This is a genomic window from Shinella pollutisoli, from assembly GCF_024609765.1.
Classification (GTDB): domain Bacteria; phylum Pseudomonadota; class Alphaproteobacteria; order Rhizobiales; family Rhizobiaceae; genus Shinella; species Shinella pollutisoli.
Map to the genome: position 1 here is coordinate 12,534 of NZ_JANFDG010000027.1, position 14,611 is coordinate 27,144.

Annotated in this window: 13 protein-coding genes; 4 read left to right on the top strand and 9 right to left on the bottom strand. The window is 70.8% G+C overall.

Going from position 1 to position 14,611, the window contains the following annotated elements; translation table 11 throughout:
* Positions 1 to 50: 50 nt before the first annotated feature.
* Both NNZ72_RS19740 and NNZ72_RS19745 read right to left on the bottom strand, forming a co-directional pair.
* Positions 51 to 710: a peroxiredoxin gene (locus NNZ72_RS19740; RefSeq protein ID WP_257317261.1), complete on the bottom strand. Its 660-nt coding sequence runs from the start codon at positions 708 to 710 to the stop codon at positions 51 to 53.
* Positions 711 to 936: 226 nt separating this feature from the next.
* Entirely contained in the window at positions 937 to 1,524 is a 588-nt protein-coding gene (locus NNZ72_RS19745) for an IMPACT family protein (protein ID WP_257317262.1), read from the bottom strand.
* A gap of 161 nt (positions 1,525 to 1,685) precedes the next feature.
* On the opposite strand from NNZ72_RS19745, the gene NNZ72_RS19750 reads away from it, so the two are divergent.
* On the top strand, positions 1,686 to 1,886 hold the full coding sequence (locus NNZ72_RS19750; protein ID WP_257317263.1) for a hypothetical protein: 201 nt from the start codon (positions 1,686 to 1,688) through the stop codon (positions 1,884 to 1,886).
* A gap of 125 nt (positions 1,887 to 2,011) precedes the next feature.
* Positions 2,012 to 2,878 (top strand): glycosyltransferase family 2 protein, encoded by an 867-nt coding sequence (locus NNZ72_RS19755; RefSeq protein ID WP_257317265.1) that lies wholly within the window; start codon positions 2,012 to 2,014, stop codon positions 2,876 to 2,878.
* 12 nt (positions 2,879 to 2,890) lie between these two features.
* Here NNZ72_RS19755 and NNZ72_RS19760 read toward each other — a convergent pair whose 3' ends face one another.
* From NNZ72_RS19760 to NNZ72_RS19780, 5 genes are read right to left on the bottom strand one after another with little or no spacing between them, the layout of a single operon-like run.
* Entirely contained in the window at positions 2,891 to 5,338 is a 2,448-nt protein-coding gene (locus tag NNZ72_RS19760; protein ID WP_257317266.1) for a beta-mannosidase, read from the bottom strand.
* Between the two features lie 10 nt (positions 5,339 to 5,348).
* Positions 5,349 to 6,317 carry a DUF1839 family protein gene (locus NNZ72_RS19765; RefSeq protein WP_257317267.1) on the bottom strand — a complete coding sequence of 323 codons (969 nt, stop codon included), beginning with the start codon at positions 6,315 to 6,317 and terminating at the stop codon, positions 5,349 to 5,351.
* Between the two features lie 2 nt (positions 6,318 to 6,319).
* Positions 6,320 to 7,234 (bottom strand): amino acid--[acyl-carrier-protein] ligase, encoded by a 915-nt coding sequence (locus NNZ72_RS19770; protein WP_257317268.1) that lies wholly within the window; start codon positions 7,232 to 7,234, stop codon positions 6,320 to 6,322.
* A 4-nt stretch (positions 7,235 to 7,238) separates the two neighbouring features.
* On the bottom strand, positions 7,239 to 8,411 hold the full coding sequence (locus NNZ72_RS19775) for an acyl-CoA dehydrogenase family protein (protein WP_257317269.1): 1,173 nt from the start codon (positions 8,409 to 8,411) through the stop codon (positions 7,239 to 7,241).
* On the bottom strand, positions 8,408 to 8,662 hold the full coding sequence (locus tag NNZ72_RS19780) for an acyl carrier protein (protein WP_257317271.1): 255 nt from the start codon (positions 8,660 to 8,662) through the stop codon (positions 8,408 to 8,410). The genes NNZ72_RS19775 and NNZ72_RS19780 overlap by 4 nt, the downstream gene beginning before the upstream one ends.
* A 339-nt stretch (positions 8,663 to 9,001) precedes the next feature.
* On the opposite strand from NNZ72_RS19780, the gene NNZ72_RS19785 reads away from it, so the two are divergent.
* Together NNZ72_RS19785 and NNZ72_RS19790 are read left to right on the top strand one after the other, a co-directional pair.
* Positions 9,002 to 11,023: a GumC family protein gene (locus tag NNZ72_RS19785; RefSeq protein ID WP_257317272.1), complete on the top strand. Its 2,022-nt coding sequence runs from the start codon at positions 9,002 to 9,004 to the stop codon at positions 11,021 to 11,023.
* A 13-nt stretch (positions 11,024 to 11,036) separates the two neighbouring features.
* Entirely contained in the window at positions 11,037 to 12,260 is a 1,224-nt protein-coding gene (locus NNZ72_RS19790) for a hypothetical protein (protein ID WP_257317273.1), read from the top strand.
* Between the two features lie 3 nt (positions 12,261 to 12,263).
* Here the strand turns inward: NNZ72_RS19790 and NNZ72_RS19795 are convergent, their stop codons facing one another.
* Positions 12,264 to 13,307: a glycoside hydrolase family 5 protein gene (locus NNZ72_RS19795; protein WP_257317274.1), complete on the bottom strand. Its 1,044-nt coding sequence runs from the start codon at positions 13,305 to 13,307 to the stop codon at positions 12,264 to 12,266.
* A gap of 30 nt (positions 13,308 to 13,337) precedes the next feature.
* Positions 13,338 to 14,540 carry a glycosyltransferase family 4 protein gene (locus NNZ72_RS19800; RefSeq protein ID WP_257317275.1) on the bottom strand — a complete coding sequence of 401 codons (1,203 nt, stop codon included), beginning with the start codon at positions 14,538 to 14,540 and terminating at the stop codon, positions 13,338 to 13,340.
* Positions 14,541 to 14,611 lie beyond the last annotated feature (71 nt).

Below are 14,611 nucleotides of genomic sequence, written 5' to 3' on the forward strand. Positions count from 1 at the left end.
GCGGGCCGTCCCCGGCCGGGCCCGGGAACGGCCGCAATGCAGGCGCGCTGTCAGGCGGCCGGCTGCCTGGTCTTGCGCAGGTAGGGCAGCACCGTGTCGAAGGAGCCGAAGCGGGCGATCGCGTCCTCGTTGGAGACGGCGGCGGTGATGATCACGTCCTCGCCCTGCTGCCAGTTGGCGGGCGTGGCCACCTGGTGCTTGCTGGTGAGCTGGATGGAATCGATCGCGCGCAGGATCTCGGCGAAGTTGCGGCCCGTCGTCATCGGATAGGTGAGGATCAGCTTGATCTTCTTGTCGGGGCCGATGACGAAGACGGAGCGCACCGTGGCGTTGTCGGCGGGCGTGCGGCCTTCCGACGTGTCGCCGGCGCCGGCCGGCAGCATGCCGTAGAGCTTGGCGACCTTCAGGTCCTTGTCGCCGATCAGCGGATAGTCGACGTCGAAGCCGGTGGCGACGCGGATGTCGTTCTTCCACTTGTCGTGGCTTTCGACCGGATCGACGGAAATGCCGATGATCTTGACGCCGCGCTTGCGGAACTCGCCCTCGATGCCGGCCATGGCGCCGAGCTCGGTCGTGCAGACGGGCGTGAAGTTCTTCGGATGCGAGAAGAGGACCGCCCAGCCGTCGCCGATCCAGTCATGGAAGCTGATCGGGCCGACCGTGGTCTCGGCGGTGAAATCCGGGGCGGTGTCGTTAATGCGCAGGCTCATGGTTTGGTCCTCTCGATCTGTCTGTCCGCCGGCCAGAGGGCCGCGGACGGCCTTTTCCGCTAGATAGACCCAAAAATCCGCCTTGCCTATACCTCGCCCGCCCGCGCGCGAAGGCCCGCCGGAGCCGAAGTTTGCGCGGTTTCGCCCGTGCGGGCGAAGGCATTCGGCAAGGCGCCCGGCACGCGCCAAACCGTTCTCCGCCGCGGCCGGGAATTGGAAGGGGATTTTATTTCTCCCGACCCCCGATTTCCGCCCGCCCGCCGGTGAGGTCGGCGAGCATGCGCGCGGTCTCCTCCGCGGCCCCTGCCGCCACGCGCAGCGCCAGCGTCGCGCCCGTGCCGTGGAAGGCCTCGCCGTCGATCAGCACGCCGCCGGCCGCAAGCCGCGCCTTGACCAGGGCGAGGTCGGAAAAGCCGACGGAGACGGACAGCGCCTCGCGCGCGACGAAGGGCGACTTCGCCGCCTGGCGCAGGCAGGCCGCCGCCGTGCCGCCATAGGCGCGCACCAGCCCGCCGCTGCCGAGCAGGATGCCGCCGAACCAGCGGGTGACGACGACCAGCGTCCGGTCGAGCGCCTGGCCGTCGATCGCCTGCAGGATCGGCTTGCCCGCGGTGCCGCCCGGCTCGCCGTCGTCGCTGAAACGATAGGTGCCGCCGATGCGCCAGGCCCAGCAATTGTGATTGGCGGCGCGGTCGGCGACGGCCGCGAGCACGGCCTTCGCCTCCGCCTCGTCGGCGACCGGGCAGGCGGTGGCGCGGAACCGGCTCTTGCGGATCTCCTGCTCGAAAGTCTCGGTGCGGTCCAGCGTGTACATGGGGCGCGTCGTCCGGCGGCATGGCGTTCGCCCGCTTCCTTGCCGCGTCCGGGCGGCCGCATCAAGCCCGACGGCGCGACAAATAGCCTACCATTTATATAGACTATTGACAGCCGCCACATTCCCGCCATGATGTCGTCCGGACAGAACGGGAGAACCGCATGCTCTATCTCGGCGGCGTGACGCTTGGTTATTTCAACCTCTATCCGGTCGGCTTCCAGCCGAAGGGCAGGACGGACCGCGAGGACGCCTTGCCAGCCACGGAAGAGGACGACCTTCCCTTCGAGGCCAGCCGGTTCCCGGCCGCCCCGCCCCGCCTCTTCGGCGGCACCCTGCCCGCGACGGCAAGAAATCATCGATGATTTCCCGCCGTCGCCGCCGGACGGAGCCGGGATTCATCCGGCTTTAAGGTTTTGCGGACACATGATGGCCGACGCGGGCGCGTGACACGGCCCGTGCCCACCGCTTGTTCGCAAAAGGCAACCGCATGTCACCGAACACTCCGGCCATCTTCGTCTCGATGGTCGTCGCGACGCTCGGCCGGTCGACCGAATTCGACGGGCTGCTGGCGTCGCTCGCCGCCCTGACGCGCCGCGATTTCGAGGTCATCGTCGTCGACCAGAACCCGGACGACCGTCTCGTGCCGATCGTCGCGCGCTGGCAGCACGCGCTCACCATCCGCCACCTGCGCCCGAAGATCCGGGGCCTCAGCCGCGCGCGCAACCTCGGCGCCGCCGAGGCGCGGGGGAACTGGATCCTGTTTCCGGACGACGACTGCTGGTACGCGCCGGACTTCCTCGACCGCTTCGCCGCGCTCGTCGAGAGCCGCCCGGCCGATTTCTATTGCGGCCGCGCCGTCAACGCCGAGGGCGAGACGATCATGGTGCGCTTTTCGACCGAGCCCGAGACGGTCCGGCGCGAGAACGTCTGGTCGACGCTGATCGAATGGGTGTTCTTCGTGCGCCGCGAGACCTTCGCCCGCTCCGGCGGCTTCGACGAGCGGCTCGGCGTCGGCGCCGGGACGCCCTGGGGCGCCTACGAAGGCCCCGACCTCGTGCTCAACCTCATCAAGGCCGGCGCGACCGGCGTCTACGAGCCCTCGCTGACGGGGCACCATCCCGACGAGCGCGCCGCGCCGCCCTCAGCGGAGGGCGCGCGCAAGATGCGGGCCTACGGCGCGGGCCTCGGCTACGTGATGCGCCGGCACGGCTACGGCTTCCGGACCTTCGCGCCGCATCTCCTGCGCCCGCTCGCCGGCATCGTCGTCTATACGCTGACGGGCCGGCCCGGGCTCGCCGACCGCTCGCGCCAGCTCCTCATCGGCCGCTGGACGGGCTGGCGCTCGGCCGCCTGAGCGCCGGCCCCCTCAGAAGGAAACCACGGCCTCCATGCCGGGGCCGCGCACCTCGCCCGAGGGGCGCGCGGCCGGATCGGTCGCGGCAAGCGGTGTGAGCCGCACGGTCCTGACGGAGCCCGGCGCGAGGTGGAACCAGTTGTCGGAGAGGCCGAAGCCCGGCGCCTCGATCGCCACGGACTGGGCGAAGCGATCCGCCGAAAGGGCGAGCGCCCATCCCGCCGCGTCCTGCTCCAGCGTCGCCGTCACCGCGGCGGGGAAGAGCGCGGCGGCACGGCCGCGCGGGAAATGGAAGGCCTCGGCGAGAACGGTCCCCTCCGCATCCGTCAGCCGCGCGACGGTGACGTCGTGGGCGGGCGGGCCGAAGCGGAAGGCATAGGTCGTGTCGAAGAAGGCGCCGAAGAGCGCGGTCGCGGCGACGGTCGCGGCGGAGCGGGGGCCGAGCGACAGCGCCTGCCGGCCGCTCACCACCGGCTGGCGGCCGTGGCGCAGGCAGGCAAGCTCGACGGCAAGATCGAGCGTTTCCGGTCCGTCGTTGACGACGTGGAGGTCGAGGCCGTTGGTGCCCTCGTCGGACAGGAGAAGCTGCACGGGACGGAAGGCGCGGCGCAGCGCGTGCCAGGCGGATTTCGGCAGGCCGGTCGCGTCCACGACGCCCCAGCCGGCGCCGGGCAGGAGGTCCTGGAAGGTCCAGACCAGCGCGCCGCCGCAGCCGGAGGCCGGCCGGCGCCATTCGGCGAAGGTTGCCTCCATCACCTCGGCGACGACGGCGCGCGAAAGATCGAGGTAGCGGGCCGGGTCCTCGCGGCGCAGGCGGGCGGGGTCCTCGCCGTAGAGGTCGTTCAGGTAGTGGTCGCGCACGTCCTCGAAGTCCCAGGAGGCGCCGCGGTCGCGCGGCACGCGGGCCTTCCAGCGCGGGTCGTGCACGGCGGGCACGGGCAGGTGCGCCTCCAGCGTCTCGCGCTCCGGCACGTTGGCGAAGGCGAGGCTTTCGGCGGCGAAGCGCACCCCGGCGCGGCGCGCGTCCTCCAGCGGCCGGCAATAGGCGCCGACGCCGTAATAGTGCGTGACGCCGGCATTGGGCGAGAACGGCATCGCCCCGCCGCTCGGCGAATTCTCCACATAGGCCACGTCGGGACGGTGCGCGGCCACGAGCGCCGGCAGGACCTCGCGGGTGAGCGGGCCGCCGCGGGCACCCTCCGGCAGGCCGAGCATCGCCGCCTGCTGGTCGATCTCGCTGCCGCCGCAAAACACCGCGAGCGACGGCGAGGCGGCGGTCGCATCGAGGAACTGCGCGACCTCGCGGCGGACGTTGTCCACGAAAGCCGGGTCGCCCGCGGGATAGTCGAAATTGGCGAGCATCGCATCCTGCCAGACCATCAGGCCGAGCTCGTCGCAGAGCGCGAAGAAGTCCGCCGTCTCGTAGGCCATGGTGCCGCCGATGCGCAGCATGTTCATGTTCGCCCCGGCGGCGAGCCGGAGCAGCGGTTCGCAGCGCTCGCGCGCGCCCGGCAGGTCGACGATGTCGGCCGTGGTCCAGACGGCGCCGCGGCAGAAGATCCGCTCGCCGTTGACGCGCAGGGCAAAACCGTTTCCGTCGGCACCGCGGTCGATCTCGACGCGGCGGAAGCCGGTGCGGCCGAGCGGATGGCGCACGCCGCCGGACACGAGGGCGACGTCGTGCAGCGCGGGCCGGCCGTGGGTGCGCGGCCACCAGGGCTCGACGCCGGGAAGCGAAAGCTCGGCGGCGAAGCGGCCCTCGCCGTCCGCGACCATCGTCACGCCGGCGCCCGCGCATTCCAGCACCGGTGCGGCCGCGCCGTCGAGCGCGAGGCGGACGGCGAGCCGGCCCGTGCCGTCGGCGTCGAGGCTGGCGGCGATGCGCACGTCGCGGGGGACGGCGGGATCGGCGCGCACGAGGCGGACGGGCCGCCAGGGACCGGCGGCATGGACCTCCGGGCACCAGCCCGGCATGCGGCCGAGCAGGGTGGAGCGCACCAGCCGCATGCCCTGCGGCACGATCATCTGCGGCCGCCAGCGGGCGCGCGGCCCGCGCCTTTCGAGATGCGGCCGCAGCGCGCGGAAGCAGAGGTCGAGGCGATCGCGGCCGGTCAGGTCCACGGGCAGGTCATGGCCGACGAACATGCTGTCGGAGGAAAGCACGCGCGCGCCGTTCCACCAGACCTCGCAGACCGTCGCCAGCCCCTCGAAGCGCAGCACGGCCGGACCGGGCGGCTCGCCGGAAAGGTCGAGGCCGTACCAGGCGTCGAGATGGTCGAGCGGGGCGGGTGCGGTCCGCTCGAAGCGGCCCGCCCGCTCCAGCGCGCCGGCGACGGTGCCGGGTACCGGTGCATCGATGCGGTCGGGGAAGGCGTCGAGCGCGGCGGGTTCCGCAGCCGCGCCGGCCGGCGTCAGCACCATGCGCCAGCCGGAAGAAAGGTCCCGTCCCGTCGCCGCCATGCCGTCTCCCTCAGCCGAAACGCGCGGCAAGCGCCGCCGTCAGGCTTTCCCAGGCCTCGGCGGCCGGGTCGAGGGCGGTCGCGAGCGGCGCGAACTTCTTCCGCGTCACCGCCCGGGCGAGCTGGAACTGCACGGACTTCGCCGTCTCCGAGATCCGCCGCGCCGCATCCGCCGCCGGCGCCAGGCCGCCGTCCGGCGCGATCCAGTCGAGATGGGCGGCGGCGAGCTCGAAATTGGCGCCGAGCTGGCGCAGCGTGTTGAAGGCATATTTGTGGAAGAAGCCGAAAGGCCGTTCCGCCACCGCCTCGACCTGCGCGGGGAAGACCGCCGCGAAGGCCGCGACCGGGTTTGCGGCGGGCCGCCGCGCGAAATGGACGGCGAGCAGCCGTTCGGCCTCGCGGCGCAGATGCGCCTCGTCCGGCGGGGCGGCCGGGAACTTGGCGAATTCCGCGTAGGGCAGGAAGGGCAGGTCGTCGGGCCCGTCCAGCCGGTGGAACAGGCCGTCGAAATCCTCGCCGTCCAGCCGGAAGAAGCCGGCATTGTGGAAATAGTCGAGCCCGCGGCCCTCGAGGTCCAGCCGGTTGACCGCGACCGTCGTCTTGCCGTGCTCCTGGCGATAGGCGACGCCGCGCGTGTCGGGCAGGAAATAGCTGTCCAGCTCGACGAGGCAGAGCCGTCCGCGCGCGAGCTGGGCGAGAACGTGGGTCTCCACCCGGTCGTAGATCGCAAGCTCGGTGCAGCGGATGCCGTAGAGGGATTCGAGATCTTCCAGCGGCACCTTGAAGAAGGTGAACTGGTCGCCCTCGAAATCCTGCGTCAGCGTGAAGCCGAGCATGGCTTCGGGAACCGTGCCGAAGGCGTTCAGCACCTCGATCCAGAGATCGACGTAGCAGTTCGTCTCCGGCCACATGCGTTCCGCGTCGTGCAGCGCATGCGGCCGGTAGGCCTCGGGCGAAAGCCCGGCGAAGACGGCAGCCATGCTCAGTCCCGGTAGCCGAGTGCCGCGCGGACGCTCTCGGGCCATTCCGCGACGTCGAGACCGTGGCGGGAAAAGAGCGCGAGCGCGATGCGCTCCAGCCCGAAGCCGACGCAGGCGGTATGCGCCACCGCGCCGTCATCCAGATAGAGGCCCCATTTCGCGCCGAAGGCGTCCTGGTGGTAGTTGAAGCTCATGCAGGCCGTCGGCTTCGCCGCCGAGGTGACGGGGATCAGGAGCTCGAACTTCAGGTTCTGGTCGCGCTGGTTGTTGGCGAGCATGCGGCCGGCACGGCCGAAGAACGGGTCGTTGGCGACGTCGATCGTCACGTCGAGGCCGACCTTGGCCATCATCTCCAGCCCGCGGTCCATCCAGGTCTGACGGAACGTCGTCACGTGCTCCTGCGTGCCCATGCAGACATATTCGCGCATGCGGAAGAGCTGCTGGCGGGCCGGGTCGTTCGAGGGCTCGTGGCGGAAGCAGTAGGACTGCAGGTCGTAGAGCCCGCCCCCGGCCGGCAGGCGGCCGCGTTTCGCGATCGTCGGGTAGAGCGGATAGCAGGCCGCCGGCGTCAGCACGATGTCGGTCGCCTTCTGCTCCTTCGTCCAGTCGCCGCCGACCTCCATGCATTGCAGGAGGCCCATGTGGTCGAGCTCGCCGCCGCAGAAGCTGTGCACGGTGCCGGCGAGCTGCGGGAAGCTCTTCATGTAGCCGCTCGTCTCGAAATGGGCGCGGTTCATGCCGGGCGGAAAGCGCATGGCCTCCGCGCCGTCGTCGCCGCCATAGGCGTCGATCAGCCGCTCGAAGCGGGCGATCACGTCCTCGAACAGACCGGAGCGGCCGTAGAGGCCCTCGACGCCGGTATCGATCAGCAGGCCCGCGTCGAAGAGGCGGTCGAGAAGGGAGGATTGCATGTCCATGGGATCACCCCGTGAGGCTGGTGTCCTGCCTGTGCACGAGCAGCAGGTTCGACGTGTTGGCGAGGATACGGTCGTTGGAGATCATCAGCTGCGCCGAATGGGCGTCGCGCAGATGCCGGCCGAGGCTGTAGGGCGTGCCGTTCTTGTAGCCGAGGATGCCGCAGATCAGCATGGCCTGGTTGACGATCGAAAGGATCGTCTCGGAGGCGGCGATCTTCACGTTGTTCATCGCCACGGCGAAGCCCATCGAGGAGAGCCGCTCCGCATCGGCCTTCGCCGTCTCGTATTCGCGAAGGCCGGCGATCGTGCTCGCCTTGACGAGCTGCAGCAGGTTGACGGCTTCGGCAAGCCGCAGCGCGCCGGGCGGCGGCGTGCCGGGGGTCTTGCGCGCGGCGGCGCGCACGAAGGCCTGGGCGCGGGCGACGGCGTCGACGGCGATGCCGTACCAGACGGCGCTCCACAGCAGGTGCGAGGTCGCGAGCATCGACTGCGCGGCGATCTCGGCGAAGGGCTTCGGCAGGATCTGCTCGGCCGGCGCCTCGCCGGTGAACAGGTAGCCGTCGGAGCAGGTGCCGCGCATGCCGAGCGTGTTCCAGCCCTGCGTGTGCTCCAGCGTGTACTGGTCCCTGGTGAAGACGGTCATCACCTGGTCGGTGGAGGCGGCGTCGGCATGCGACCGCGAGGTGATCAGGATCGCGTCGGCGTGCGCGCCGTAGGAGATGACGGTCGCGTCCTTGACGAGCCGGCAGCGGCCGCCCGCGACCTCGATCGCGCAGATGCTGTTGCGCAGGTTGCCGCCGATGCCGCCCTCCGTCGTGGCGGAGGCGAGCAGGAGCTGCTCGGCGACGATGCGGCGCATGAAGGCGCGGTGCCACTCGCTGTCCGTCCCGTGCGAGACGAGGCTCGACAGCTTGATGTGGTGCATGGCGAAGACCATGGCGGCGGCGGCACAGTTCTGGCCGATCAGCGAGCAGACCTCGGCGATCTCGGACAGGCTCGCGCCCTCGCCGCCGAGCTCCGGCGGGATCTGGATCGACAGGAGCCGCTCGGCGATCATCGCGTCGACCGCCTCGCGCGGGAAGCGGGCGGCGGCGTCGACGTCGTCGGCATGCGTCGCGGCCACCGCCGCGACGCGTCCGGCGCGCTCGGCGAGGCTCGTTGCAAGGGCGAGGGTCATTCGGCGGCCTCCGCGCTGCCGACGAGGCTTTCCACGGTGCGGGTGATCGCGGCGATGCTCTGGAAGGACTTGCGGTTCAGGAGGCTGTCGGGAAACTCGACGTCGAAGGCTTCCTCGACGGCCAGCATGACCTGGACGGAGGCGAAGGAGGAGAGGCCCGCCGCATAGAGATCGCCGTCGTCGGCAAGCTCTCCGACCGGCATCGGCAATCCGCCGTGCCTGGCGAGAATGTCACGGATCTTCTGCTTCATGTCGTCGTTCTCCATCGTTGTCCTGCCGCGCCGGGCGCGGGCCTCGGGCTCATCCCTGCCACACACATACGCCGGGGGAGATAAGATCGGCTGAAGGGACATGGATAAGATTCGGTGAAGACGGAAGCGGCCCGGCGCAATCTCCGCGTGTGCGGCGCGGCGGGAGAAAGCGGCCGCCTTTTCAAGGCCTTCCCGCGCCGTCACGCCCGCCGCCGGCCGGAAAATTGAGGCTTTGTTAACCATATCCTGAGAACGTGCGGCAGTGGCCCGCCACGCGATGCGCGCGCGGCGGCCGTCTCTAGCAGGCCGTCCGGAATCGGGCGGCCGTTCGGGCGTTGCATGGACATCGACATCTTTCAGCTGCCGGGCATCGTGAGGAAGAGGCTCCACTACGTGGTCTTCTCCGTGCTCGCCTGCGTCGCGCTCGCCGCCGGCTTCCTCGTGCAGCAGAAGCCGCTCTACCGCTCCACGGCGGAACTCTACGTCGACATGCAGCGGGGGCCCGTCGTCGGCAGCGGCGCGGGCACGGGGCTCGACACGCAGCAGCTGATCGGTAGCCAGCTCTATTTCCTGCAGTCGCGCGACGTGCTGCGCGACGTGGTCAAGCGGCTCGACCTAACGAAGGACCCCTATCTCGCCGGCCCCGCCGCCACGGGCGACGCCACGGACGGCGTCGTCGACGCGATCGCGGCCAATCTCCTCGTCGAGCGCAACGGCGAGAGCTTCGTCTTCGCCATCACCATGAAGCACCGCGACAGCGCGATGGCGGCGAAGATCGCCAACGCCGTCGGCGAAAGCTACCTGCGGCTCACCGATTCGTCCCGCCTCGACGCCAACCTGAAGACCTCCACGGCGATCGCCGAGGAGACCGAGCAGCTGCGCCAGCGCGTGCTCGAGGCGCGCGCGGCGGTCGAGACCTTCCGCGCCGAGAACGGCCTCCTCTCCACCGGCCAGCAGGGCCTCATCACCGACCAGCAGCTCGCCGCGCTCAACCAGCAGCTGCTCGCCGCCCGCCAGCAGGCCGAGCAGCAGAAGGCGGCCTACGACCAGGCCCGCAAGCTCAACCTGTCGGACGTCGAATCGGGCGCCATTCCCGAGGCGCTGCAATCGGCGTCGCTGTCTGGCCTGCGCACCCGCTACGGGCAGATGCTCGAGCGGCAGGCCGAGCTGTCCGCCAATCTCGGCAACGGCCACCCGCAGATGCGGGCCGTGCATTCGCAGATCTCCACCATGCGCGCGGCGATCGAGAAGGAGCTGGCGCGCATCCGCGAGCTGACCGCCAACACCTACGAGCGCGCCAACGCCAATCTCGCCGCCGTGCAGAAGCGCTTCGACGAGCAGACGGCCGCCAACGGCGACAACGGCAAGGTCCGTTTCCGCCTCGCCCAGCTCGTGAGCGAGGCCGACACGCTCGACGCCGTCTACAAGTCCTTCCTCACCCGCGCCGAGGAGCTCGGCCGCCAGCAGGACCTCGGCGCCGGCAACTCGCGCATCATCTCGGCCGCCGTCCCCTCCAGCAACCCGGTGAGGGCGCCGCGGCTGCTCGTGCTCGCCGCCGCCGTGCTGTTCGGCACCGCGGCGGGCGCGGCGCTCGCCGTGCTGCGCGAGATCGTCGGCGGCTCGCTGCGCTCCGAGCAGGACCTCGTGACGAAGACCGGCGCGCCGGTGCTGGGCACGATCGCGGCGGCCGGCGAGGCACGCGGCGACGGCCGCTGGAGCGACAGGCTCGCCCGCGTCGTGCCCTTCGCCCAGCGGGCGGAGCGGCGGGAGACGACGCCGCGCATCTCCGGTCTCACGCGGGCGGCGCATCTCATCGAGGCACAGTTCGAGCCGGGCGTGCCCGCGACGATCGCGGTCCTGTCGGCCGGCGGCGCCGGCGAGAACGCGGCCCTCGGCCTCGCGCGCGAGCTGCAGGCCCTCGGCGAGGAGGTACTGTTTTCCGACGGCACGCTGCGCCGGCCGGCGCAGGGCCGGTTCGGCGCCGGCGGCTCGGTGCGCATCCGCACCGACATCGCCGCCGTCCGCCGCGACGGGCCGTCGCGCGGGCATCCGCAGGCGCTCGAGGACATGCTGTCCTTCCGCCGCATCGGCGCGGCCGGCCTGCGCAAGGTGACGGCGCTGTCGTCGGCGCGCGTCAGCACCGCCTTCCGCGATGCGCCGGCCGGCTTCACGATCATCGACTGCTGCGGCACGCCGGCCGAGGCGATCCTGCCCGCGGTCCTGCGCCATGTCGACGGCATCCTCGTCGTCTCGGCGCTCGGCGCCACCGGGGCGGAGGCGCTCACCGCCCTCGTCGCCGAGATCGCGCCCTGGCGCGACAAGCTCATCGGCAACATCCTGGTCGGCGACCGGGCGGCCTGAGGGAGGGCGGACGATGCAGGCAACCGCCGCCGGGCATCCGGACCTTGCCGGCGGGACGGAGCTCGCGCCTCCCGTCCTGCGCTTCCTGGCGACCGTCGCCGTCCTCGGGGCGCTCACCTTCAACGCCTTCCTGTGCCTCGTCAACACGCGCGTCATGGGCGTCAGCGACAGCCAGGTGATGCTCATGGAGATGGCGATCATCGGCTGTGCGCTGCTCGGGGCCATGACGCGCAGGTTCGCGCTCTACCTACTCACCGCGGTCTTCGTCAGCTACATGGTCTTCCTGTTCATGATGCGCGGCGGACAGATCAACCCGAAGCCGGTGCGCGACATCCTCATCCCGATCGCCTTCTACTTCCTCGGCAGCCGGCTCGCCGACCCGAAGCTCGGCGACCGGCTGGTGCTGGCGAGCGCGCTCGTCGTCGTCGCCTTCGGGCTGTTCGAATACCTGCTGCTCGACACGTTCCTCGACTACTTCAACGTCCTCGGCTACTACATCGCCCGCGGCTCGGTGACGCTGGAGAAGGCCTTCGGCCAGACGAAGGGCCTCTTCATCTCCGGCCAGCGGCCGGAGGCGCGCACGATCCTGCCCTTCCTCGGCCAGCACCGCGTCTCCTCCGTCTTCCTCGAACCGGTCTCGATGGGCAATTTCGCGGTGATCGCCTATTGCTGGACGCTGTTCCGCGGCCGCGCCTTCGCCGCGCGCTGGCTCGTGCTGGCGCTCATCCTCACCGTGGTGGCGCTCGCCGACGCGCGCTTCGGCCTCTATACCTGCGTGCTCGTCACCCTGCTCTATCCCTTCTACGGGCTCGTGCCGCGGATCGTCTGGAGCGTCGCGCCGTTCCTCATGCTGGCGGTGATCGCCGTCTACGGGATAACCTCGGTCGACGGCGGCGGGCCGAACGACATCGCCGGCCGCTTCGCCGTCACCGCGCACATCCTCACGCAGCTTTCGACGAGCGTCGTGCTCGGCGTCGAGACGACGAACCTGTTCGTCGCGGATTCGGGGCTCGCCTATACGCTGACCGCCTTCGGCATCGCGGGGTTCGTCGCGCTCTGGACGCTCTTCGTGCACGCGCCGCTTTCCGACGCGCGGGCCTGGCGGTTCCACTCGATGGGGATCGTCTACCTGCTGCTGCTGATGCTGATCAGCGATTCCTTCTACTCGATCAAGACGGCCGCGCTGTTCTGGCTGCTGATCGGCATCGCCGGCGCCTGCCGCGCGCGGGACCGCTGAGGATCAGCGGCGCAGCGCCATGCAGGCATGCGGCGCCTCGCCGGAGACGAGCGCCTTCAGCTGGGGGCGGTCGCCCGCCGCCGTCGGCTGGATGTTGAGCGGCTCGTCCTCCGGCCACCAGTCGCCGCCCGCCCAGTAGGTCCAGCCCGACCAGACGTCCGGCAGCCCGTCGACATGCGCCACCATGCGGGAGAGCCCGTCGAGGCAGGCCTTGTCGTCCGATCCGCCGAACTCGCCGAGGAAGCCGCGCGCATTGTTGCGGCGCAGCCAGGCCGTGAAGTTCTCGAGCGCCGCCACCGCGTCGTCCGCCCGCTCGCAGCTCGGCGAGGTGCCGGAAAAGTCGCTGTCGAGATACTGGTGGACCTCGTAGGCGAAATTGCCGGCCGGGTCCTCGACGCCGAGCATCACCGTGCCGTTGGCGCCGCCCGGCAGCTCCTTCTCCCAGCTGTGCGCGCCGCTCCAGATCGTTCCCGGCACGAGCACGAGGTTCTTCGCCCCGGCCTTGCGGATCGCGGCGATGGCGGCGTTGACAGCGGAAAGCCATTGCGTGGCGGAAATGTCGTGCGGCTCGTTCATCAGGCCGAACTGCACGCCCTGGTCGTCGCGATACTCGCGCGCGAGCCGGCGCCAGAAGTCGGCGAAGGCGCTGTCCGGCACGTCGGGCGAGCCGATCTGCGCGCCGTCGTAATAGGCGTAGTTGTGCACGTCGAGGATGACCGTCATTCCCGCGCGCCGGATCTCGGCCACGGCGGCGGCGAGGCGCAGGCGCTCCTCCCGGTCGAAGCCGCGGCCGAGACGCGGCTGGAGCCGCTCCCACTTGAAGGGCAGCCGCACGGCGTTGAAGCCCTTACCGGCATAGTAGGCGATCGTCTCCGGCGAGGGATAGATGTAGTCGGTGCCGTAGCTGCCGATCCCGCCGCCGAACTCCGCGCCGGCGAGGTTGACGCCGCGCAGGCAGGCGGCCTCGGCGCCGGCGGCGACCGCAAGCGCCAGCGTCGTCGCCGCGGCGAGGCGGCCGAGGAAGGGCATGTCCAGGCAAGGTCGCATGATGTCGCTCCGTCCGGTCGGGCGTCCGGCTCAGGCGCCGGTGCGTCCGGCGAGGACGCCGGACGGCCATGCCCGCCTGCCGCCCTCGCAGGCGGCACGATAGACCTCCACGTAACGATCCGCCACCCGGTCCCAGGAATAGGCCGCCGCCGCCTCGATCGCCGCGCGGCGGTAGCCCGCGGGGTCGCCTTCGAGCACGGCGAAGGCCGCGTCGATGCCGTCCGCGGCCCGCCGCGCGTCGGCGAAGTCGCAGAGGCGGATCTCGCCGTGCCTCGCGGCGAGGTCGGCATAGGCGGTGTTGGGATGGAGCACGGGCATCAGGCCGGCGCTCATCGCCTCGACCGCGACGAGGCCGAAGCCCTCGTATTCGGACGCCGAGGCGAAGAGAGAGGCATTGCCGGCAAGATCGCGCACCGCCGCATCCGGCAGGCCGACATGCAGGCCGACATGGGCCGCAAGGCCGCGCGCGGCGATCATGGCCTCGACGTCCGCGACCGAATGATCGCCCGGCACGCCGACGACGTCGAGATGCCAGCCGGGATCGCGCGCGACGAGCGGCGCCATGGCGTCGAACAGGCGGTCGAGGCGCTTGTTGACGGAGAAGCGGCCGATGGTGACGAGGCGCCGGCACGGCACGCGCGCCGCGGCATCGGCGAATTTCCGCGTGTCGGCGCCGTTGTCGATATGGACGACACGCGAGCCCGCGACGGTGCGAAACAACCGCACGTCCTGCGCGCTGCAGCCGACGATGCCGCGATAGGCGAGCGAGGAGACCCGCGTGACGGTGCGGAACCAGACCTTCTTCAGCGCGGAGAACCTGGCGGTGTGGAAGAAGCCGCCATGGGTGGTGGCGACGAGCGGCCTGCGATGCAAGAGCCAGCCCCAGGCGAGCGCATCGAAGAAGAAGTCGACCGCATGGACATGGACGATGTCGGCATCGGCGAGATGGCGGAAGACCTGCGGGGCGAGCGGATAGCGCGTGCTGCCGGAGAAGGGGATGCGCACGACCTCGACGCCGTCGATCGTCTCGCGCGCCGGCAGGCTCTTCTCCGGCGCGGAGAAGAGCCGATCCAGCGTGACGACGCGCACGCGAAAACCGCGCGCCAGCAATTGCCGCGAGAGGTGGGCGACGACGTCCTCCAGCCCGCCGCGGTTCGGCAGGTACTGGCGCACGACCTGGACGGCGAGCGGCGCCGTTTCGGCGGAAGACGGATTGCGGGGCGCTCGGTTCATGGCGGTCGTCCTGGCTCCTCGGGCCGGCCCGTGCCGCCCGTTCCGCCCGATCAAGACCCGTCCGCCTTAAG